The organism is Rhodopseudomonas julia (genome assembly GCF_030813515.1).
GTDB classification, from domain to species: domain Bacteria; phylum Pseudomonadota; class Alphaproteobacteria; order Rhizobiales; family Afifellaceae; genus Afifella; species Afifella julia.
This window is the reverse complement of the sequence record NZ_JAUSUK010000001.1, coordinates 1573516-1594934: the sequence shown is the minus strand read 5'-3', so window position 1 is coordinate 1594934 and position 21419 is coordinate 1573516. Positions and strand designations below refer to the sequence as shown.

Here is a 21419-nt window from a genome sequence, read left to right as displayed (position 1 = left end):
CAAGCGCAAAGCGGCACGTCCGCGGCTCCCCAAAAAACCGGACACAAAAAAGGCGCCCCTCGCGGGGCGCCTTCGACCGATGACTGGAGGTCGGGTCGGGGTGTCAGGCGGCCTTGCTGGTCGCGATTGAGGCGTCGATCTGCTTTTCGGATTTCTCCGAGCCGCTGATCGCGATCTTGCGCGGCTTCATGGCCTCCGGGATCTCGCGCACGAGATCGATGTGCAGAAGGCCATTCTCCAGGGTCGCGCCGGTCACCTCGACATGGTCGGCGAGCTGGAAGCGGCGCTCGAAGGAACGTGCAGCGATCCCGCGATAGAGAATTTCGCGTTCGCGCTCGTTTTCGTCCTCGTTGCGCAGTGCCTTGATCGTGAGAATGTTCTCTTTCGATTCAATGTCGATATCGCGCTCGCCGAAGCCGGCCACGGCCATCGTGATGCGGTAGGCGTTCTCGCCGGTCCGCTCGATGTTGTAGGGCGGGTAGCTCTGGCCGCCGTTTTCCGAGCCTGCCATGGAATCGAGCATGTTGAACAACCGGTCGAAGCCGACGGTCGAACGGTAAAGCGGGCTCAAATCATACTGACGCATCTGAAGTCCTCCATTGAAGCGACATTCTGGGAAGGAAAAGACGGCCTCTTCGAAAAGCCGATCCGCCCTTTCCGCGGGACCCTTGCGGCGTCCCGATTGAAAAATGGGAACTCCCAAAATCCCTTTCAAGCCTTTTCGTGCAGCGCGTGAAAATCGCAGTTTCCCGGGCTTTTGCCGCTGAACGCCAGATGAACGGCCGGTTCTGAACGAGTTCAGTGAGCTCCGCCTAATCTCCAAACATCGATGGAGGGCAGCCCCTCCGCATCACTGAGGAGACGAAGCCATGAAACTCAACATTCTCGCCGCCGCCGGTCTTGCGACGCTCTCGTTCCTGCCGCTCGCAGCCGCCGCCAATGCGGCGCCGATCACAGCCGCCAGCCAGGCCGGCATCACAGTCGAGCGCAGCGACGCCGTCACCAAGATCGATTATCGCGGTCGCGGCTGGCGCCATGACAACCGCCGCCACTGGAACCAGAAGCTCAGCACGCACCGCATCTCCCGCAAGCTGCGCCGCCAGGGTTTCACCCCGGTCCGCTATTTCGACACCCGTGGTCGCGTCTATTCGCTCGCCGCCCGCGGCCGTCGCGGCGCCCCGGTGATGCTCCGGGTCAACGCCTATAACGGCCAGGTCATCAGCGTGAGCCGCCTCGGCCCCGGCCCCCGCGGTCATAACGGTGGTCATAACGGTGGTCACAATGGCGGTCATCACGGCGGCTGGCGTCGCTAAGCCTCAAACCGCTCCGGCACCCTCGACGGAGCCTCAGAGATCGGGCGCTGCACCTGCCCCCTCCAGCGTCCGGTGACGGAGCCGGCGGCCTTCGGGTCGTCGGCTCCCCTTTTTGGGTGGGACGGCATCGAGGCTCGAACGCCACTGCTTGCCGCCCGACCCACTTCCCAGTATCAGCGCTGCGGGAGGCGCAGCCTTGGCCATTCTGTTTGAAACCGAGCAAAACCCGATCCCGGAAGGCGCGAACGCGGAATTCGTGATCACCCCGGATGGCCGCAAGCTGCGCACCGCCTGGTGGCATCCGGCGCCTTCGGCGAAGCGGGGCACGATCCTCCTCCTCCACGGGCGGGCGGAATCCATCGAGAAATATTTCGAGACGGTGGGAGAATTGCGCCGTCGCGGCTATTCCGTCGTCACCTTCGACTGGCGCGGCCAGGGCGGTTCGTCACGGAGCCTGGGCGATCCGCGCAAGGGTCATGTCGACGATTTCTCCGAATATCTCGTCGATCTCGAAACGGTGATGCGCGAGGTGGCGCTCGCCCGCTGCCATCCGCCTTACAACATTCTTGCCCATTCGACCGGGGGCGCCGTCGCCCTCCTTTATGCCGCGCGGGCCCGCACCCAGGTGGAGCGCATGGTGCTGACCGCGCCGCTTCTGGGCCTTGCGGGCGGGCGCACGCATTTTCTGCGCGTCGTCACCGGCATCCTGAACTATCTCGGGCTCGGCGAGATGTACGCCGGCCCCTTCCGCGGCAACCTCGTTCAGCTCCGCCCCTTCGAGGGCAACCGCGTCACCTCCGACAAACGACGCTACGAGCGCACCCGCCAGTTCATCGAAGAGCATCCCGAGCTCGGCCTCTCCGGCCCGACCTTCGCCTGGGTGCATTCGGCGCTGCGTGCTGCTGAATTTCTCGCTTTGCCGGAATTTGCCGAACGCGTGCCGATCCCCGTCCTCATCGCCATGGCCGGCCAGGAGAGCATCATCTCCAATCGTGCGATCGAGGAATTCACCCTTCGGCTCAAAACCGTCGGCAATGTCCGCATCGCCGGCGCCATGCACGAGATCCTCCAGGAGGACGACCGCTATCGCGAGATCTTCTGGGCCGCCTTCGATGCTTTCATCGGCGAGCCCGACGAAGCGTGGCGCACCCCGTTCACGTCGCCAGGAGCGCCTCCACCTCAGGCGTGAGACATGTGTCGCCGAGGGCCAGGATTTTTCCGCCGTTTGCAGCCGATCCGCCGTCCCAGCTCGTCACCGCGCCGCCGGCGCCTTCGATGATCGGAATGAGCGGTGCGATATCGTAGGGCTTCAGCCCGGATTCGACGACGCAATCCATGCCGCCCATCGCCACCATCGCATAAGCGTAGCAATCATAGCCGTAGCGCGTCAGCCGCGCGCGCGCCGACAGCCTCTCGAACGCCGGTCTTTCCGTCTCGCTGAAGAGATTGGGGTCGGTCGTGGAGATATGTGCGTGGTCAAGCGCCGCGCAGGCGCGCACCTTGATCGGTCGCGTCTCCCCGCCACGTGCCAGAAAGCTGCCGGTCTCGGCAGAGCCGAAGAAGCGCTCGCCGATATAAGGCTGCGACATCATCCCGGCGGCGGGCTTGCCGTCGATCAGAAGACCCGTGAGACAACCCCACAGCGGCAGGCCGCAGATGAAGGCGCGTGTGCCGTCGACGGGATCGAGGATCCACACATGCGAGCGATCCTCGCCTTCTGAGCCGTATTCCTCGCCGATGATGCCGTGGTCGGGATAGGTTTCGCGGATGAGTTTGCGCATGGCGCGTTCGGCGCCGCGATCGGCCTCCGTCACCGGGTCGAAGCCCGACGCAAGCTTGTTGTCGACGGCGATCGCGGCGCGGAAACGCGGCAGGATCGCATCGGCCGCCACATCGGCGAGACGGTGCAGGAAGGGAAAAAAGCTTTCCATGGGATGCATAGCAGGGTTGCCGTTTTGCCACTGTATAGGAAAAGTCGTTTTTTATCAGGGGTTTGACGAATTACCCAAAACGTTTGCATTGCCGTTCAGGGTGACTATATCGGAACCCGACGGACAATCGATGTCGTAAGCCTCTTGCATCTTGTGCAAAGCAGCATAGATTGTGCGTTGCGATACGTTGTATCGCAGCCCTCATTGGGCGTTTCCTCCCTAGACTTGGCCGCACTTCGGTGCGGCCATTTTTCTTTCTGCCCATGCCTTTTTGGAAGGCGTGGCGCGATGGGAGGCAGATCCTTTCACAGCCTCGTCCCCGCTGACGCGTGTCGCACGCGCTATTCCGCCGCCTCGTCGAAGGCGATCGGCGGAGTGATCGCGACGCCCATCAGGGCCGCCGCCAGATCCTCCACGAGGACTTGCACGCTCTCGAAGCCGTCGTTGAGGCGGATCGCCTCTTCATCCATGTAGAGCCCCCGGTTCACTTCCACCTGCATCACATGCAGCCCGGCCTGCGGACGACCGTAATGCTCGGTGATGAAGCCCCCGGCATAAGGCTTGTTGCGCGCCACGCAATAGCCGCGGCGTCGCAAGAGCTCCACGGCCCGGTCGGTGAGTTCCGGTGCGCAGCTTGCCCCGAAACGATCGCCGATGACGAAATCGGGTCGCAAGCCCGGCGCGGCGTTGCGCGCCGACGACGGCATCGAATGGCAATCGACCAGAACGGCGAAGCCGAACCGCGCATGAATGGCCGCAAGCCGCTGCCTGAGCGCTTCGTGATAGGGCACATAGACCCTGTCGATGCGCTGAAACGCTTCGGCGAGCGCGATCGGCCCGGCATAGATCGCCCGACCTTCGGAGACGATGCGCGGCACCGTGCCGAGCCCGCCGGCCGCGCGGATCGAGCGACTGTTGGCATAGCCCGGAAGCGGCTCGCGAAACATTTTCGCCTCGAGCTCGTAGGGCTCGCGGTTCACATCGACATAAGCCCGCGGATAGACGGCGGAAAGAAGCGGCGCCCCGCGTTCGGCGACGCCCGCAAACAGCATGTCGATCATGAAATCTTCCGAACGCCGGATCTCCGTCGCATCGAGCTGCGACTGGGCGAGAAAGCTCTTCGGATAGAAGCGTCCGCTATGCGGCGAGTTGAACAGGAAGGGCGAGACCGGGTCAGATGGCCCCAGCAGGCTGAAAGGCCGCAGGGGCGGCAGCTCTTCTCCCACGCGCTCGTCCATCAAAATCCTCTTCTCATATGCGGATATGTTGCCGATCTGCCGCGCCCCTGTCCATAACGAACCCGTCCCGTCATTGTCTCCCGGCCGCTTACCCGATATTTACCGAGCGGGCTCACAACGGACGGGTTCAAGACAGAAGGCGCTGGAGAAGCATGCGAGGTCGAATCCTGCTCGCCGAAGACGACGAGGACATGCGTCGTTTTTTGACCAAAGCTCTCGAACATGCGGGTTATGACGTTCTCGCGTTCGACAATGGTCTGTCGGCTTACAATCGATTGCTCGACGAGCCTTTCAATCTGCTCTTGACCGACATCGTCATGCCGGAGATGGACGGCATCGAGCTGGCGCGCAAGGCGTCCGCGCTCGATCCCGATCTTCGAATCATGTTCATCACGGGCTTTGCGGCCGTCGCCCTCAATCCCGACATGGCCGCGCCTCAGGATGCGAAAATTCTTTCGAAGCCGTTCCATCTGCGCGATCTCGTCAACGAGGTCGATCGTCTGATCGCCGCCTGATCGATTCCTCATCGCCCTCTGATCGCCATCCGATCGGTGCCGGGCGGCAGCCGCTTTTGCGTGCCGCGGCAAACAATATCTTGAACCGCGGTCAAGAACTCTGCCCACGGGGCCTTGCACGGCCGAAACGCAGAGGATATATCCCCGCGAGTCGCCTTCGGGCGGCACCCCTTTGGAAGGGCGCGTAGCTCAGCGGGAGAGCACTACGTTGACATCGTAGGGGTCACAGGTTCAATCCCTGTCGCGCCCACCATTCCATCGAAAAACTCAAGCCGAAAATTCAAGCCTCTGCCCCCGCCGCCGGATTGGCCGCAGCGGCTTGGTGCGCCGCCTCTGCCGCGCGTGAACGCTCCGTCAGCCACCAGATCAACGCAAAGAGCGCCAGCAGCGTGAGGCCGGCCAAGGCCGGAAGCGTGCCGGCATCCGCAAAGTCAGCCTCCGTCGCCAGCAATTGCGGGACCGCCTCGACGAGCCAGTAACCGCAGGTGATGAAGCTGAGCGAAAACAGCGCGCCGAGGGCGGTCTTCCCCGCTTTGCTCAGGAGATCGGGCAGAAGCAGCGCCAGGCCGACCCCGAGCAGGCTGAGATCGTAATCATAGGCGTAAGGGGTGATGAGGAGCGAGGCGACCGCCGTCACACCGAGGCTCTGGCGCAAGGTGAAGGCCCCGAACGTCACGCGCACGATCGCGGCAAGCGCGACGAGCGCCACCGCTCCCTGCGCCGCAAAGGCCGGCACGACACCGAGCCCGAAACTGCGCAACGTCGCATAGATCGACACCATCCGGTGCAGGGGAAAGAACCCCTCTTTGAGAAAGACCCCGGTCTCCTTTGTCGCCTCCAGAAAAGCCGCCCAGATACCGACACCGAAACAAAGCGTGGCGGCAAGACAGGCCGCAACGACGGTGCAAGCTGCGGCGACCACCGCCCCGAAGCGGCGGGCAAGAAGCGTCCGGACCGCAAGGCCCGCGGCAAGATGCGGCTTGATGATCATCAGCCCCAGCGGCACCCCCGCCTGCCATCGCCGCTTTTCAAAGCCGAGGCAGGCGAGAGCAATCAGCGCCCCCGTCAGAAAGCCGTTCTGGCCGCCGCTGATACCGATCGCAAAGGCCGGAAAGATCGCGATCGCCACCAGAGCGAAGTTTTCGCCCGCCAGCCGCTTGAGCGCGAAGAGATAGAGCGCGAGCGTGCCGCCCACGAAGACGAGATAGGCGGCGCCGGCCGGCAAGAGCCCGAGCGGCGCCACGACGATGTCGAAGGGCGGCGGATAGGCCCAGGTCATGAAATCGAGCCCGCCGCGTGCTTTGAGAAGCGGCCAGAGGCTGTCGAAACGGTACGCGTCTTCCAGCCGGCCCGCCCAGATCAGGCGTGCGACCATGTGGAACATGTCGAAATCGACGAGGCGAGCCGGTCCATCCGCCTCTGCGGCAACAGAAAACCGATAGGCCCTTCCGAGCGTCGCCGCGGCAAGCAGCCCGAGAATGACAGGCTGGTAGCGACGATAGCGAGCGCTGATCTCGCGCCATGCCGGCCTCTGACCGCCGTTCATCCCGCCCCTCCGAAACCCTCAATCCCCCAGAACGCGCCGTGAAGCGCGCGTGGCCCTTATGCGGGCCGGCCGTTAAGATCGGCCTATCGGCTCGCCGGGCGAGAGACGAAGACCGAGCGCAAAAGGCAGAGACAAACTGTCCGCTGCCACCGCCTTACGAGTCAGGCTAGGTTGACACTCCGGCCATGGGGCTGTCGCATGGCCATGAGGGGGCTCGCCGATACGGCGTCGCTGCGTTTGCAGAGCGAGAGATCGTCTCTGCAGCAACCGATGCCTAAGGGATGCGCCCCCTTTCTGCTGCCGGTCGCGAGCCCTGCTTGCGGCCCGGAGCCTCGGTTGGCAATCCAGCGACACCGCGGGTCGCCTGGAACATGGGAGATTGAGATGGTCCTCACCTTTTTCGGGGTGATCTTCAACCTGGTCGGTATTCTTCTCGTCATGCGCTACGGCGTCGGCTTTCAGGCGCAGAAGCCCGGCATGCCGGAGCCTCGCCCGCCGCAAAACGACGAAGAGCGTGCGATCCTGCAGAACATTCGCCGCGCCGGCGAATTCGGCATCGTGATCCTCGTTCTCGGCGCCTTCCTCCAGATCCTGGGCATCTTCTACAGCTGAGCCGAAAGCGCGCGCCTGCGACCGTCCGCCAGGGGCAACAATCCTCCCGGGCAACGTTCCTCGCGGCCGACACTCCTCGATGGCATTAGCCCTCAGGCGCTTGCGCGCACCGGCCAGTGGCGGCCGATGAGGTCGTCGACAGCCTCCAACGGCAGCGGCTCGCTGTAATAGAACCCCTGACCGAGTTGGCATCCGAGCTCGGCGAGCTTCTCGCCGAGCGCCAGGTCCTCTATGCCCTCTGCCGTGGTGTCGATGCCGAGCGCCTGGCTGAGATGCAGAACCGCTTCCACGATCGCCTGCCGGTCTTCGCTCTCCAGCATGCCGGCGATGAAGGAGCGGTCGATCTTGAGCGTGTCGAGATGCAATTCGCGCAGATGATAGAGGCCGGAATAGCCCGTGCCGAAATCGTCGAGCGCGACGCGGATCCCGGCCTTGCGCAGCGCTGCAAGCACGACCTTCAACTCGTCCATGCGCTCCACCAGCGCCGTTTCCGTCAGCTCCACCTCCAGCCGGTGCGGCGCAAAGCCGGCGCGCGCCAGGACGTCGAGAAGCTGACTCGGCAGGGCCGGATCCACAAGCTGCACGGGGGCAAGGTTGATCGATAAGGTGAAGCTCGACGGCCAGGAGGCCGCCGCTTCCATCGCCTGCTCCAAAAGCGCAAGCGTCATGCGGGTCAGCTTGCCGCTGTCCTCCGCCATGGCGATGAACCGGTCCGGCAACAGCACGCCCTTCTGCGGATGCAGCCACCGTGCCAGCATCTCGAAACCGACGATCCCGCCCGTTTTGAGATCGACGACGGGCTGCAGGTAGGGGACGATCTCGCGCTTCACCAGCGCCTCGTCCATTTGCTGCTCGAGCTCGATGCGCTCCAGGAGGGCGGAATCCATCCCCGCCTTGAAGAAATGGAAGCTGCCGCGGTCTTCCGCTTTGACGTGGTACATGGCGATGTCGGCGTTGCGTAGGAGCACGTCAGCGGCTTCTCCGTCGTCGGGATAGAGCGCCACGCCGACGCTCGCCCCGATGCGCAGATGTAGGCCCCTGACGCGGATCGGCAGAGCCAGTTCGTGGACGATCTTGTGGACGATCCGCAAGAGCTCGTCGGTGTCCTCCTGATACTCCAGAAGGGCGGCGAATTCGTCGCCGCCGAAGCGTGCCACCACACCCCTGCCGGCCGCAAGCCGCGTCAGCCGGTCGGCGACGACGCACAGAACCTCGTCGCCCATCTGGTGCCCATGCAGGTCGTTGACGGGCTTGAACCGATCGAGATCGATGATCAGCACGGCCAGCCGCCGCCCTGCATCCCGCGCGGTGATCACATGATTGTCGAAAATCTCAAACAGCCGCCGGCGGTTGGGGAGCCCGGTCAAGACGTCGTGCCGTGCAAGGCGCTGCGCCTCGCGCTGGGCCGTATCCTTGGCCGCCATCTCCTGGCGCAGCTGGACGACCCGCCAGATCGCAACGCCGAGCAGGATGACCGTCATGATGACGGCCGTCCCGAAAATTTCGTCGAGCTGCCAGGATTCGTGGTGGCGACTGAAATCGTACAGCGCCTCGAAGAAATCCAGACTGAGGCTGAAGGCATAGCCGACAACCGCAGCCGCAGCGATGATCAGAAGGGTTCGGATCACGACCCTGCTCCGGTGTAGCTCCTGAGAATCGGTGGGGGTTGGCCTTTGCTCGGAGCGAAACTTGATACGCTGCATAAGACCTCAAAGTTGCGCTTTTCCAACAACAATCAAGCCCCGCCACAGATTCTTCAATCTATGCGTGTATATCGCATAAAAAGCTTTGCCGCTTCTGAATCTTGCGCGCGTCGCAGGCTCACGACCCCGCGGCACCCGCACGGCGGTGATCGGCGCCGCGCCAGGCCGGCGCGGGCGCTCAGCTCTTGGATGCGTGCTCCGGCTTGCCCTTGCGGCCGCCTTTGGCGAAATCCTCGAGCTCCTTTTCATCCATGGACTCGTACATCGACTTCGAGGCGCCTTTGAGATCGGATTTCCTGGTCTCGCCGCGCTTGGCGGAAAGCGCCGCCCCGGCGGCCTTTTGCTGGGCTTTCGATTTGGCTGGCATGGCTGCATCTCCTGACGAGGCTGTCCAGGAAACGTTCATGCGGGCTCGATGGTTCACCCAGCCGAAACCGAATTATCCTCCGCCCGCAAGCACTTGCCCGCCATCGACCGTCACCGTCGTGCCGCTCACATAGGCGCTGGCCCGTGACGCGAGATAAAGCAGCGCCCCGTCGAGATCGCCCTCCTCGCCGAAGCGGCGCATCGGATTGTGTTTGACGATCGCCTCGCCCGCCGTGCTCTCCAGGAAATCCCGGTTGATCTCCGTCAGAAACCAGCCCGGCGCGATCGCATTGACGCGAATCCGATAGCGCGCCCATTCGAGCGCCAGCGCCTTGGTGAGATGGATGAGCGCTGCTTTCGAGGTCGCATAAGGCGCCGTCCCTTTCGAGACGGCAAAGCCGAGGACGGAGGCGATGTTGACGATGGCGCCGCCGGTCTCCGCCTTCGCCATGCGCTCTGCGGCCGCCTGCGCCACGAAGAACGCCGCGTCGAGATTGGTCGCCATCACCTGCCGCCAGAGATCGTCCTGAAGCGAGATGGCGGGACCCGCCGGCGCGATGCCGGCATTGTTGATGAGGATCGTGACGGTCCCGAAGCGCGCCTCGGCCGCATCGAAGGCGGCCGCCACGCTCGCCTTATCCGTGACGTCAGAGGCGACGGCGAGCGCCGAGCCGCCCTCGCCTTCGATCTCACGCACCAGCTCTTCGAGCTTCTCCCTGCGCCGCGCCGCCAGCACCACCTTTGCGCCGTTTGCCGCGAGCACATGCGCAAAGCGCCGACCAAGCCCTGAGGAGGCGCCGGTGACGAGCGCCACCTGTCCGTTGAGATCGAAGAGCTCGGCCGCGCGCATCTGTTCCCCCTTGAGCGATGGAGCGCTCTAATTCCCGTAGAGCTTGAGCGGCAGCCAGGTTGCCACATCCGGCAGGAACCACAACAGAACGAGCGCGAAGACCTGGATGATCACGAAGGGCACGATCCCGCGATAGATGTCGGTGGTGCGGATATCGGGCGGTGCCACGCCTCTGAGATAGAAGAGCGCGAAGCCGAAGGGCGGCGTCAGGAACGATGTCTGCAGATTGACCGCCATCATGATGCCGAGCCAGACCGGGTTCATCGTGCCGCCGCCCGGCATCTCCATCTGCAGGAGGATCGGCGCCACGATCGGCACGACGATGAAGACGATTTCCAGGAAATCCAGAAAGAAGCCCATCAGGAACATGACGAGCATGACGAGAAGGATCGCCGCGAGCGTGCCGCCCGGCAGCGCGGTCAAGAACTCCTCGATGAAATCGGCCCCGCCGAGACCGATGAAGACGATCGAGAACATGCGCGCGCCGATGATGATGGTGAAGACCATCGCGGAAATCGCCATCGTCGACTGGCACACGGCCGCGAGCACCCGTTCGCGGTTTTGATCGCGCCAGGTGAAGGTGCGCCAGAGCGCCACCGCCACGCCCCAGGCAAGGCCGAGGGTGAGGACGACGGCCGCGCCGATCGCCACCCATTCCTCCACCGAGACGACGCTTCTTTGCGAGCGCAGATCGTAGAGAAAGGTGAGCATGAGAAGTCCGGCCATGCACACAACGCCGATCAGGATCGGCCCGGCGCGCCGCTCGTCGCGCTTGTAGCCGGCCAGCATCGTCGCGCCGATCGCGCCGACGCCCGCCGCCTCCGTCGGAGACGCAAGGCCGATCAGGATCGAGCCGAGCACGGCGACGATCAACAGGACCGGCGGGGCGAGCGCATGGATGACCTGCCCCCAGAAGGCGAAGCCGGAAAGCTCGCCGAGCTCCTCATGCGGGATCGCAGGAGCTTCGGCCGGATGGAGAATGACGTAGATGATCTGATAGACGATATAAAGGCCGACGAGCATAAACCCCGGCAGCAGCGCCCCGGCGAAGAGATCGTTCACCGACACCGTGTCGGGCGCGAAGATCCCCATCGAGAACTGCGCGTTCTGATAGGCGACGGAGAGCTGGTCGCCCAAAAGCACGAGCACGATCGAGGGCGGGATGATCTGCCCGAGCGTGCCCGACGCCGCGATCGTGCCGCAGGCGAGGCGCTTGTTGTAGCCGCGCTTCACCATCGTCGGCAGCGACATCAGCCCCATCGTGACGACGGTCGCGCCGACGATGCCGGTGGAGGCGGCGAGAAGCGCGCCGACGATACACACCGAAAATGCGAGACCGCCCGGCACCGACCCGAACAGCCGCCCCATATTGTCGAGGAGCTCTTCCGCGATCCGCGATCGCTCCAGCATCACCCCCATGAAGACGAAGAGCGGCACGGCAACGAGGGTTTCGTTGGTCATCGTACCGAAGATCGACTGCGGGAAGGCCGTCAGAAGCGACAGCGAAAAGACGTCGAAGGCGGAGCCGATGAGGGCGAATCCGAGAGCCGTTCCGGCGAGCGTGAAGGCGACGGGAAAGCCCGCCGTCAAAAGCCCGCAGGCCGCCACGAACATCAAGAGACAAAGAAGGAGCGGGTCGATCATGAACTTTGCCGATCGCCCGTTCTGCGGACGAGGCCCGTTTGGTTGCGTGAATTAATGGACGCTGTCGCGCACAATTCCGGCCGCCGTATAGTTGTCGTCATGCTCCTTGAGCGCGATGACGGCCCGCAGCGCCATCGCCACGCCCTGCAGCCCGACGAGAACGGCGAAAACCCAGATAAACGTCTTCAAGGCGAAGATGAGCGGCAGGCCGCTCACTTCGGTCGAACGTTCCAGGATGCGCCAGGAATTGCTGACATAGCCGAGCGACAGCCAGAAGGCCGCCACGCACACCGGCAGGAGCAGAAACAGCGCGCCGAAGAGATCGACGAGCGCCTTTTTGCGGGGTGATGCCTCGCGGTAGAGGACGTCGACGCGCACATGCCCGTCCTGCAGGAGCGTGAAGCCGGCTCCGGTCATGAACAGGATCGCATGCATGTACCAGATCGATTCCTGCATCGGGATGAAGCCGATGGAGAAGACGTAGCGCAGGATGACGGTCGCAAATTGCACGAGCGCCGTCAGGACGGCGAGCCACATGACGGCGCGGCCGATGCGGTAGTTGAGACCGTCGATCACGGCGATAATGGCTTTCACGCTCTCTCCCCTATCGGCGCCGCAAGCGCGCCGCCGCATCCGTCTAAGCCCTGCGCATAAAACCGAAAAGGGGCGGGTGACCCCGCCCCAGAAATCACGCGTTCGAACGCGCTTCGGCGTCAGGTCGCATCATTTGCGACAGAAGACTTACACGAAAGGCGTCAGCGCCCGCTTGTTGGCGTAACTCTGGTCGGAAATCTTCGTCCAGTCGATCGCCTTGGCACGGAAATCCAGGAACGCCTCGTAGACCTTCTTGGTCAGCGGGTCGGAATTGCCGGCCTTGTCGAGAACGTCTTTCGCCGCCTTGCCGAATTCGCGGTAGATGTCGTCGGAGAACTCGACGAGTTCCACGCCGTGATCGTTGACGAGCGTCTTCAGCGCCTGGCCGTTATTGGTGTTGTAAGAGGACAAAGTCTCGTTGTTGACGGCATAGGCGATCGCCGTCATCAGCGTCTGGTCGCTTTCCGAAAGCCCGTCCCAGAACGGACGCGAAATCCCGAAGCTCAAAAGCGAGCCCGGCTCGTGGAAGCCCGGGTAATGATAGTTCTTGGCGACCTTGTAGAGCCCGAAGGCGAGGTCGTTCCACGGCCCCACCCATTCCGTCGCGTCGATCGTGCCCGATTGCAGCGCCGGCAGGATTTCCGAGCCCGCAAGCGTCACCGAGGTCCCGCCGAGCGCCGTGATGACGTCGCCGCCGAAGCCCGGAATGCGCATCTTCAGGCCTTTGAAATCGTCGACGGTCTGCATCTTTTTGTTGAACCAGCCGCCCATCTGGGAGCCGGAATTGCCGCCCGGCAGATGCTTGATGCCGAACTGGCCGCCGACCTCGTCCCACAATTCCTGGCCGCCGCCCTTCTGGATCCAGGCGTCGATCTCCGCCGGCATGAAGCCGAAGGGCACGGCGCAGAAGAAGGAATAGCCGGTGAGCTTGCCTTGATAGTAATAATCGGCCGAATGGTACATCTGCGCCGTACCTTCCTGCACGGCGTCGTTGCACTTCAAGGGCGGGACGAGCTCGCCGCCGCCATAGACCTTCATGGTGATGCGCCCGTCGGTTGCCCCCTCGATCAGGGTGGCGAACCGTTCCGGCGCCTCGCCGATGCCCGGAAAATTCTTCGGCCAGGAAGTGACGCACGTGATCTGGATACGGTTTTGCGACAGCGCTGGCGTGGCAAGGCTGGTGGCCGCGGCCGCACCGGTGCCAAGCCCGGCCGTCTTCAAAAACGAGCGACGATCCATGCTCTGTTTCCTCCCTGGGGTCGTCTTCTTAAGCGGGCGGGAAAACTTGCATTTTCGCCAAACTCTGTCCAGCGCGGCCCTCTGCGGCGAAGCGGCAATCAACCGATTGAGAAAGGCTGCACGTGACGCGACAAGACGGGCTGACTTTTGCCCGCCGACCGCATTAGGATGCCTGCCACGATGCGCAGCAGAAACACCCCCATCATTCTCGTCACCGCCGATGTCCGTCCCGCCGACGGCTATGTCTGGCATTCCGTGGCCGAAACCTATCTGAGAGCCATCACCAGCATCGGCGCGGTGCCGCTCATCCTTCCCTCCATGGCCGACCGCATCGATCTCGATGCCGCCGTGGAGATGGCCGACGGCGTCCTCGTCACCGGCTCGCGTTCCAACGTGCATCCGGATCGCTATGGCGTGACGCCGGAGGAGAAGCACGGACCGTTCGATCCCTCGCGCGATGCGACGACGCTCCCCCTGATCCGCCTCGTCCTGCAGCGCGGCCTGCCGCTTCTCGCCGTCTGCCGCGGTTTTCAGGAGCTGAATGTCGCGCTCGGCGGAGCGCTCTTGTCGGAAATCCAGGAGATCGAGGGCCGCTTCGACCATCGCTCGCAGGCGGACGAACCGGATCAGCGTTTCGCGCTCGCCCACGACGTCACCTTCGCGCAGGACAGCCGTCTCGCCGCGATCGTCGGAAACCACCGCATCCGCGTGAATTCCGTCCACCGCCAGGGCGTCGACCGGCTCGGCCGCGGCCTCGTCGTGGAAGCGACCGCCGATGACGGCACCATCGAGGCCGTGCGCGTCTCCGATGCGGCGAGCTTCGCCTTCGGTGTGCAATGGCATCCGGAATACTGGGCGGAGAGCGATCCGCCCTCGCGGGCGATCTTTGCCGCGTTCTCGGAGGCGATCCGCCAGCATCAGGAAGCCAAGGCGAAAATCGCCGCCGAACAGGATACCTGACCGGGCGGCGGCAGAAGCCTAGGCGAGAGCCCCCGCCAGCAGAAGTCCGCCGAGCGCGGTGATCGCGAGCGCCCCGCCCCATTCGAGCAGCGAGACGAAGGCCGCGCCGGCGCCGGGCCGCGTCCGAAGAAGCCTGGCCGCCACGCCCTTGGCGCCGACGGCGAGCGCAGCAAGGACCGCGACCGTGAGCCCGGTCCCGAGCGCCATCAAAAACGTCGCCGCGACCCCGGCCCAGAAGATCTTCTGCGACAGGGCGAAGACGAGGACGATGAGGGCGCCCGAACACGGTCTGAGGCCGACGGAGACGACTGCCGCGGCAGCGCCTGCAAGTCCCCGGCTCTTCTCCACCAGCGCCGCATCCGGCACATGCCCGCAACACGCGCCATGGTCATGATGATGATCGTGCCCGTGCGCATGCGTATGCCCGTCATGAACATGCGTCTCGCTCAGATGCACGTCATGCCCATGCGCCCCGGCCGCAGCCGGCGCGAGGTCGGCGCCCGCGTGACGAAGGCCCGGACGCAACCGCAGCCGCGCGAAAAGCCGCCGTGATTTGCGCCACAGCAGGAAGAGACCGAGCGCCAGAACGAGCCCATAGCTGCCGATCTCAAAGGCGCGCGCCGTATCGGTGATGGCAAAGCTCGTCAGCCCCAGAACTGCCGCAAGCGCGCCGATCAGCGCCACCGCCACGACCGCCTGCAGGAACGCCGCCAGGAAGGCGATCAGAACCCCGCGCCGCGCCGTCTTCTCGTTGGCGAGGATATAGGACGAGATCACCACCTTGCCGTGGCCGGGTCCGGCCGCATGCACGATGCCGTAGATGAAGGAGACGCTGCCGAGCCACCAGAAGGCCGACCCGTCGGAGGCGAGCCGCGACAAGGTCGCCGTCAATTCGCGGTAGAACCCCTTCTGCAAGGCGGCGATCATCGGCACGAGCCCCGCCCCGCCGCCCTCGCCCGGCAGACCGACGCCGAAGGGCGATGTCGCGGCCTCGGCACCGCAAGCGAGGAGAACAAACAAGGCGGCAAGCAGCGGAAGCGCGACAAGCGTCCAAAGCCGAACGCCCCCCTCCCGCCGCATCAGGGACATGTGATCATGGCGGCATTCTCGGTGCCGGCCGTCAGGCTCTTGAATTCCGCGGGAAGCTCGCGCTGATCCGCGCCGATCGTCGCCAGCATCGCCGCCGCCGTCGCGTCCGGTTCCTCGCCGAGCGTTACCTCGAGCTTGCACGAGGCCGGCGCATCGGCAAGCCGCACGGCCTCTTTCGACGGCAGCGAAAAGGCGACGAAATATTCCGGATCGGAGACGACGAGCTCGACAGGCGCCGTTGCCGCGATCGGCTCCTTGAGCGGCAGGGTGAAGTGCAGAATGAGCCGCTTGCCGCTCGGCTGCAGCCAGTAATCGACGGGATCGCCGAGTGCGACCGGCTCGCCGCCGGCCGTGAGCTCAGTGAAGAAGCCATAATCCGCAAGCGATGTGACGTTGATCTCGGCGAGCGGCCTCAGCTCTTCGGCCGACAATTTGCCGTCGCCGTCGGCGTCGAGCCCCTGCGTCGCATAGGCGGAAAACGCCTCGTCGAAGCGCCAATGGTGGCGGATGCCGACGATGCGCCCGCTTTTGTCGAAGGAGACTTCGGAGGCGACATCCACCCACACATGCGGATGTGCCAGCGCCGCCCCTGGCAAGAGCGCGAGGGCCAGAACGAAGAGCGGAAGCAATCGGCGCGCCATCGGGCAGTCTCCGGTCATCGCATCCGGCCGATTCGGCGGACGCAAAGGCGCTTTCTCCCACAAGTGCGGCGACAGCACGGCGGAATAATCTTTCGCACGACGTCGCGGCAGAAAGTCATTTGCCCCTCCTGATGCGGCTTTTCAGCGCTCCTCCAGCCAGAAGCTTTCGCGCCTCCGGCCTATCTCTGCCCGAAGAGGAAACACCCCAAAGAGGAAGAGGACCTGAGCCATGCCCGTCATCGCCTTGTCGGAAGCCGAGCTCGCAAGCCATCCCGCCTTCGAAGGACACGAAGAAGTGGTGCGCATAGAAGACGAGGCGACGGGCCTTGCCGGCTACATCGCCATTCACGACACCACGCTCGGCCCCTCTCTCGGCGGCTGCCGCGTCTGGCGTTACGCCGACGAAGGCGCGGCCCTTGAGGATGTTCTGCGCCTGTCGCGCGGCATGACCTACAAGAACGCGCTCGCGGGGCTCAATCTCGGCGGCGGCAAGGCCGTCATCATTCTCGCCCCCGGCGCGCCCAAGACCCCGGCGCTTTTTCAGGCCTTCGGCGCCGCGATCGAAGAGCTCGCCGGCCGCTACATCACGGCGGAAGATGTCGGCACCACCCCCGCCGACATGGCCGATGTGGCGCGCGCGACGAAGCATGTCCGCGGCACGCCGGCCTCGGGCGTGGCCGATCCCTCGCCCTATACGGCGCTCGGCGTCTTTCACGGCATTCTCGCCGCTGTCGAATACCGTTTCGGCTCGAGCTCGCTGGAAGGCATCCGCGTCGCGGTCCAGGGGCTCGGCCATGTCGGCTGGCACCTCGCGGAAAAGCTGCACGAGGCCGGTGCCGATCTTCTCGTCTCCGACATTGATGCGAAAGCCCTGGCGCGCGCCGAAGAGGCCTGGGGCGCGCTTGCCGTGCCAGTGGCGGAAATCCATGCTGCGCCGGTCGATCTCTTCGCCCCCTGCGCCCTCGGCGCCGGGCTCAACGCCATCACCATTCCGCAGATCCGCGCCGCCATCGTGGCGGGCGCCGCCAACAACCAGCTCGCCGAGTCGGACGATGCCGGGCGCCTGCGTGAGCGCGGCATTCTCTATGCGCCGGATTACGCCATCAATGCCGGCGGCGTCGTGGCGCTTGCCCTGGCCGGCGCCGGCCGCTCGCAGACGGAGATGCGCGACAAGGTGGAAGCGATCGGCGCAACGCTTGCAGCGATCTTTGCGCTTGCCGCGGAAGAGAAGACGACGACGGCCGCGATCGCCGATCGGCTTGCCGAAGAGCGGCTGACCGCCGTCAAGCGGCGCTCTCAGGCCGCCTGACGCACCGACGCGGCGGGAGGTGTCGGAACCCTAATCCGACAATGACGCGATGACGGCTTCCGCCGCAGCGGTGCCGGAGATGAACGCCGCCTCCGAACGTGCGGCAATGCACCAGTCGCCGCAGGCGACAAGCCGCCCTTTCGCCCCGACGAGACAGGTTTCGCCGGCGGGCACCGCGACGAGCGCCTGGCGCCAGCGCCGGATTTTGCGGGCCATCAAGGGCGGCAGAGGTCCGTCGGCCTCGGCGCCGAGAAGCTCGAGCAGCCGCTCCGACAGCTCGTCTTCGCGCTCGCCGAAATGCGCATCGGAAAAATCCGCCGCCGCATGCACGACAAAACTTTCCGTGTCGCCGCGGCCGGCTTTCGAGCTGTTGCGGATGGCGGCGCTCAAATCGCCGCGCCGCGACGTCCAATCGGCCGTGATCGGCACGGCGCCGTCGAAGACGAAGAGCCCGGCGATCGCCGGGCGCATCACCACCTCCGACAGGCGGTCGAAAGGCTTGCCGTGGGCATGAAGCAATGGTTCGGCGGCCGAGGCGGGAAGCGCCACGATCACCGCATCGAACGGCCCGATCGGCGCGGCATTGCTTTGCAGGAGATAGCCTTCGCTCGCCCGGCCGATCCGTTCAACCGCGGTATGCGTGCGGATATCGAGCCCTTTTCCGGCGAAATCGGTGAGGCCGTCCATGCTCGGAAGGCCGATGAGCCAGGGCTCGTCGCTCTCGCGTCCGGTCGGCGCCCAGCCGGTCGCCTTGCCGGCGAAGACCGCCTCCTGCATGAACGATTTGAACGGCTCTTCGCGGGCCGTCACATAGACCGCGCCCGCATCGACCGGCACGCCGGCGACCTCTTCTGAAGAAAGCCGCCCTCCGGATTTTCCGGCCGCTTCGAACAGGATGGGGTCGAGCCCCGCCTCGCGCAGACGCCTGGCAGCGGCGAGACCGGCGAGACCGGCTCCGATGATGGCGATCGATGCGTCCTTCAAATGTCCTCCTCGTCGCCTCTCTCAAAGCGTCTCTAAACGCGCCCGGCGCTGGTTGAATCAAAGCTGCGGGCCGCCGTAAAGCCCTGTCGCGCCTCAGCCTTCGGCAAGACACTCTCGCATGTCGACAGCCACCACCTCATGAACGAGTTCGGCCATGCCCCGCGCCTGATGCCGGGCGATCGCGGCTCCCGCTTCGGCGCTCGCCGCAGCGGCATTGCCGACGACGCCCTCGGCATTGAGATCCTCTGCGAGCCAGCCATAGCCGACATCGCCATAGGCGCGAAGACGGCGAAAGCGCTCGGCGAGCCCGCTTTGCCGGGACGGGAAATCGGCGAGCGAAAGATGCCGGACGAGATCGGGCTTGAAATGCAGCATCAGCGCGGTCTCCACGAAGCCGCCGTGAATGCCGACGGCGCGCTCCGAATCGTCGGCAAACTCTGCCGGCAGGCCGAAACGCCGCCAGCTCGTCGTCACCGCGAGAAGCCCATGGCGCGCCCGAAGCTCGAGCACGGCCGCCGCCGCCGAGGGGCTGTTGCCACCATGCGAGCTGATCAGAATGAGCTTCTTGAGGCCGGCCGTCGCCACCCCTTCGCCCATGGCCACGATCATCTGCGTCATCTGCGCCGCCGAAAGCGACAGCGTACCGGCAAAGGACATGTGTTCGAGCGAGGCGCCAACGCCGATCGTCGGAAGAAGCAGCGCTTCGACGTCGTGATCGAGTGTCTTCGCGAGCTCCCCCGCAAGCCCTTCGGCGATGTGACAATCGGTGCCGAGCGGCAGATGCGGCCCGTGCTGCTCGGTGGCCGCGATCGGCAGGATCGCCACGGTGCGCGCCGGATCGCATCGGGCGAGTTCGGGGCTCGTCAGATCCTGCCAAAGGCGCAACATGGGAAGCCTCTCCAACGCGTCTCACATCCATGTGAAAAGCAAATACGCCCGCTCTGCAACGCCTTTTGCGCAAGGGAGCGCTGCCGCCACCGATGAGGGCGAGAGATGAGGGCCAGAGGTGAGAGAACGATGAGAGCTTGCTTTCCGGCCTGGAAGGCCCTTTGCATGCGAAATGGTCTCTCTCTCCGAAGACGCCGGCGCAGGCGCCGGCGCAGGCGCCGCCGCGGCGCGCCTGCGTGCGCTTCTTCTCATCATGCTCGCCTTTCTCTGCTTCGCCTGTCTCGACACGACGGCGAAATATCTCGGTCAGTGGCTGCCGGCGATGCAGATCGTCTGGGTGCGCTTTCTCACGCATTTTCTCCTGACGCTCCTCATCTTCCGGCCCTGGCGCGACATGGCGCTCTGTCTGCCGCGCAACAAGAAGCTCCAGGTGGCGCGCGCCTGCTGCCTCGTCGGCTCGACCTTGTTCAACTTCCTGGCCGTGCGCCATCTTCAGCTCGCCCAGACGGTCAGCATCTTCTTCATCGGCCCCTTCATCGTCACGGCCCTTGCCGGGCCGATGCTCGGCGAATGGGCGGGGCCGCAGCGTTGGGCGGCGGTCGTCGTCGGCTTCCTCGGCGCGCTCATCATCATCCAGCCGGTGCCGGGGGCGTTTGAGCCGGCGATGCTTCTCTCGGTCGGGGCTGCGACCTCGAACGCGCTCTACGTCATCCTGACGCGCCAGATGGCCGGGCGCGAAACCGCGCAGAGCATGATCGTCATGCCGGCGATCCTTGCAAGCTTCGCCATCGCGCCGCTCGGCATCGCCCAATGGGAGACCGTTCCCAGCACCTTTCTCTGGGGTCTCCTCATCGCCACCGGCTTTTTCGGCGGCCTCGGCCACTGGCTGTTGATCAAGGCGCACGAGCTCGCGCCCGCCACCCTGCTTGCGCCTTTCGTCTACAGCGAGATTCTCTGGATCACCGCTCTCGGCTTCGTCATATTCGGCGATATCCCGCCGCGTTCGACGGTTCTGGGAGGTGCGATTATCATCTTGAGCGGCCTTTTCATTCTCTATCGCGAACGGCGCACCAGGACGCCTCCCTCGATTGAACCGCGCGCCTGAAAAACCCGTCTTCCGGTTCGCGCCGAGCCCGAACGGCTATCTGCATCTCGGCCATGCCTATAGCGCGCTCCTCAACGAGCGCGCCGCCGGGGCCGCAGACGGCCGCCTCCTCCTGCGCATGGAGGACATCGATTACACCCGCGCCCGTCTGGAATTCACCCAGGCGATCTTCGATGATCTCTCCTGGCTCGGCATCGCCTTCGAACAGCCGGTTCTGTGCCAGAGCCACCGCTTTCCGGCCTATGCCGGCGCGCTGGCCGCCTTGGATCGGCTCGGCCTTCTCTACCCGGCGTTTTTGAGCCGCTCGGAAATCCGTGGCGCCATCTCTGAAAAGGAAAAGACCGGCCACACCTGGCCGCGCGATCCCGATGGCGCCCCGCATTATCCGGGCCTCGAACGCGACTGGTCGAGCCAAATGCGCGCCGACAGGATCGCGACCGGCGCCCCCTATGCGCTCCGCCTCGATATGCGCCGGGCTCTCGCCGGCCTTGAGCCGCTCGCCTGGCAGGAGCTCGATCTTGAGACCGGAGAAACGACACGCGTGAGCGCCCATCCGAGCACTTGGGGCGACGTCATTCTGGCGCGCAAGGACGTGCCGGCGAGCTATCATCTCGCCGTCACCCTCGACGACGCCTATCAGGGCGTCACCCATGTCGTGCGCGGGGCCGATCTCGAAGCGGCGACCTCGGTCCACCGCCTCCTGCAGGTGCTGCTCGGCCTGCCCGCGCCCCTCTACCACCATCACCGGCTGATCCTCGACAAGGAGGGCCGCAAGCTCGCAAAATCCGCCGGCTCGACCGCGCTGGGCGACCTGCGCGAGGCCGGCGCCACCCCGGACGAGATTCGCCTTAGCCTGGGCTTTGCCCCACCGGCGGCCGCGTCCGTTGCCTGA

At 64.9% G+C, this 21419-nt stretch carries 22 protein-coding genes and 1 tRNA gene; 9 read left to right on the top strand and 14 right to left on the bottom strand.

Annotation, left to right across the window (positions count from 1 at the left end):
• Positions 1-103: 103 nt before the first annotated feature.
• Complete coding sequence (locus J2R99_RS07355) at positions 104-586, bottom strand: Hsp20 family protein (protein ID WP_307153791.1); 483 nt, start codon at positions 584-586, stop codon at positions 104-106.
• A gap of 283 nt (positions 587-869) precedes the next feature.
• Between J2R99_RS07355 and J2R99_RS07350 the strand changes: the two genes are divergently transcribed.
• Complete coding sequence (locus tag J2R99_RS07350) at positions 870-1313, top strand: hypothetical protein (protein ID WP_307153790.1); 444 nt, start codon at positions 870-872, stop codon at positions 1311-1313.
• A 196-nt stretch (positions 1314-1509) separates the two neighbouring features.
• Positions 1510-2502: an alpha/beta fold hydrolase gene (locus J2R99_RS07345; protein ID WP_307153789.1), complete on the top strand. Its 993-nt coding sequence runs from the start codon at positions 1510-1512 to the stop codon at positions 2500-2502.
• Here the strand turns inward: J2R99_RS07345 and hisN are convergent.
• Together hisN and J2R99_RS07335 are read right to left on the bottom strand one after the other, a co-directional pair.
• Positions 2468-3244 (bottom strand): histidinol-phosphatase, encoded by a 777-nt coding sequence (gene hisN, locus J2R99_RS07340; protein ID WP_307153788.1) that lies wholly within the window; start codon positions 3242-3244, stop codon positions 2468-2470. The genes J2R99_RS07345 and hisN overlap by 35 nt on opposite strands.
• A 341-nt stretch (positions 3245-3585) precedes the next feature.
• Entirely contained in the window at positions 3586-4482 is an 897-nt protein-coding gene (locus J2R99_RS07335) for an N-formylglutamate amidohydrolase (RefSeq protein WP_307153787.1), read from the bottom strand.
• A gap of 152 nt (positions 4483-4634) precedes the next feature.
• On the opposite strand from J2R99_RS07335, the gene cpdR reads away from it, so the two are divergent.
• Both cpdR and J2R99_RS07325 read left to right on the top strand, forming a co-directional pair.
• Positions 4635-4997: a cell cycle two-component system response regulator CpdR gene (gene cpdR, locus J2R99_RS07330; protein ID WP_092813218.1), complete on the top strand. Its 363-nt coding sequence runs from the start codon at positions 4635-4637 to the stop codon at positions 4995-4997.
• A 178-nt stretch (positions 4998-5175) separates the two neighbouring features.
• A tRNA-Val gene (locus tag J2R99_RS07325) sits at positions 5176-5250 on the top strand.
• A gap of 27 nt (positions 5251-5277) precedes the next feature.
• Here J2R99_RS07325 and J2R99_RS07320 read toward each other — a convergent pair.
• Complete coding sequence (locus J2R99_RS07320; protein WP_307153786.1) at positions 5278-6543, bottom strand: glycosyltransferase family 87 protein; 1266 nt, start codon at positions 6541-6543, stop codon at positions 5278-5280.
• A gap of 384 nt (positions 6544-6927) precedes the next feature.
• Between J2R99_RS07320 and J2R99_RS07315 the strand changes: the two genes are divergently transcribed.
• Complete coding sequence (locus J2R99_RS07315; RefSeq protein WP_307153785.1) at positions 6928-7155, top strand: hypothetical protein; 228 nt, start codon at positions 6928-6930, stop codon at positions 7153-7155.
• 92 nt (positions 7156-7247) lie between these two features.
• On the opposite strand, the gene J2R99_RS07310 is transcribed toward J2R99_RS07315, so the two are convergent.
• From J2R99_RS07310 to J2R99_RS07285, 6 genes are all read right to left on the bottom strand, one after another.
• Positions 7248-8783 carry a putative bifunctional diguanylate cyclase/phosphodiesterase gene (locus tag J2R99_RS07310; RefSeq protein WP_307153784.1) on the bottom strand — a complete coding sequence of 512 codons (1536 nt, stop codon included), beginning with the start codon at positions 8781-8783 and terminating at the stop codon, positions 7248-7250.
• A 253-nt stretch (positions 8784-9036) separates the two neighbouring features.
• Positions 9037-9225, bottom strand: a complete 189-nt coding sequence (locus J2R99_RS07305; RefSeq protein WP_307153783.1) for a DUF3008 family protein — start codon at positions 9223-9225, stop codon at positions 9037-9039.
• Between the two features lie 72 nt (positions 9226-9297).
• The gene (locus J2R99_RS07300) at positions 9298-10074 is read right to left on the bottom strand and encodes an SDR family NAD(P)-dependent oxidoreductase (protein ID WP_307153782.1); all 777 of its coding nucleotides are present in this window, start codon (positions 10072-10074) and stop codon (positions 9298-9300) included.
• Positions 10075-10101: 27 nt separating this feature from the next.
• Entirely contained in the window at positions 10102-11718 is a 1617-nt protein-coding gene (locus J2R99_RS07295) for a TRAP transporter large permease (RefSeq protein ID WP_307153781.1), read from the bottom strand.
• Between the two features lie 51 nt (positions 11719-11769).
• Entirely contained in the window at positions 11770-12312 is a 543-nt protein-coding gene (locus tag J2R99_RS07290) for a TRAP transporter small permease subunit (protein ID WP_307153780.1), read from the bottom strand.
• Positions 12313-12459: 147 nt separating this feature from the next.
• A complete protein-coding gene (locus tag J2R99_RS07285) occupies positions 12460-13551 on the bottom strand; it encodes a TRAP transporter substrate-binding protein (RefSeq protein WP_307153779.1) in 1092 nt (363 codons plus the stop codon).
• Between the two features lie 180 nt (positions 13552-13731).
• Here J2R99_RS07285 and J2R99_RS07280 point away from each other — a divergent pair, with 180 nt between their 5' ends.
• Positions 13732-14511 carry a gamma-glutamyl-gamma-aminobutyrate hydrolase family protein gene (locus tag J2R99_RS07280; RefSeq protein ID WP_307153778.1) on the top strand — a complete coding sequence of 260 codons (780 nt, stop codon included), beginning with the start codon at positions 13732-13734 and terminating at the stop codon, positions 14509-14511.
• Positions 14512-14529: 18 nt separating this feature from the next.
• Here the strand turns inward: J2R99_RS07280 and J2R99_RS07275 are convergent, their stop codons facing one another.
• Positions 14530-15600 (bottom strand): nickel/cobalt transporter, encoded by a 1071-nt coding sequence (locus J2R99_RS07275; RefSeq protein ID WP_307153777.1) that lies wholly within the window; start codon positions 15598-15600, stop codon positions 14530-14532.
• Entirely contained in the window at positions 15591-16241 is a 651-nt protein-coding gene (locus tag J2R99_RS07270) for a DUF1007 family protein (RefSeq protein ID WP_307153776.1), read from the bottom strand. Before J2R99_RS07270 ends, J2R99_RS07275 begins: the two co-directional genes overlap by 10 nt.
• Before the next feature lie 229 nt (positions 16242-16470).
• On the opposite strand from J2R99_RS07270, the gene J2R99_RS07265 reads away from it, so the two are divergent.
• On the top strand, positions 16471-17550 hold the full coding sequence (locus J2R99_RS07265) for a Glu/Leu/Phe/Val family dehydrogenase (protein WP_307153775.1): 1080 nt from the start codon (positions 16471-16473) through the stop codon (positions 17548-17550).
• Between the two features lie 30 nt (positions 17551-17580).
• On the opposite strand, the gene J2R99_RS07260 is transcribed toward J2R99_RS07265, so the two are convergent.
• Positions 17581-18534 (bottom strand): NAD(P)/FAD-dependent oxidoreductase, encoded by a 954-nt coding sequence (locus J2R99_RS07260; RefSeq protein WP_307153774.1) that lies wholly within the window; start codon positions 18532-18534, stop codon positions 17581-17583.
• A 93-nt stretch (positions 18535-18627) separates the two neighbouring features.
• Entirely contained in the window at positions 18628-19422 is a 795-nt protein-coding gene (locus tag J2R99_RS07255; RefSeq protein ID WP_307153773.1) for a creatininase family protein, read from the bottom strand.
• A 172-nt stretch (positions 19423-19594) separates the two neighbouring features.
• Here J2R99_RS07255 and J2R99_RS07250 point away from each other — a divergent pair, with 172 nt between their 5' ends.
• Positions 19595-20527, top strand: a complete 933-nt coding sequence (locus tag J2R99_RS07250; protein ID WP_307153772.1) for a DMT family transporter — start codon at positions 19595-19597, stop codon at positions 20525-20527.
• Positions 20511-21419, top strand: coding sequence for a tRNA glutamyl-Q(34) synthetase GluQRS (gene gluQRS, locus J2R99_RS07245; RefSeq protein WP_307153771.1), 909 nt, complete (start codon positions 20511-20513; stop codon positions 21417-21419). The genes J2R99_RS07250 and gluQRS overlap by 17 nt, the downstream gene beginning before the upstream one ends.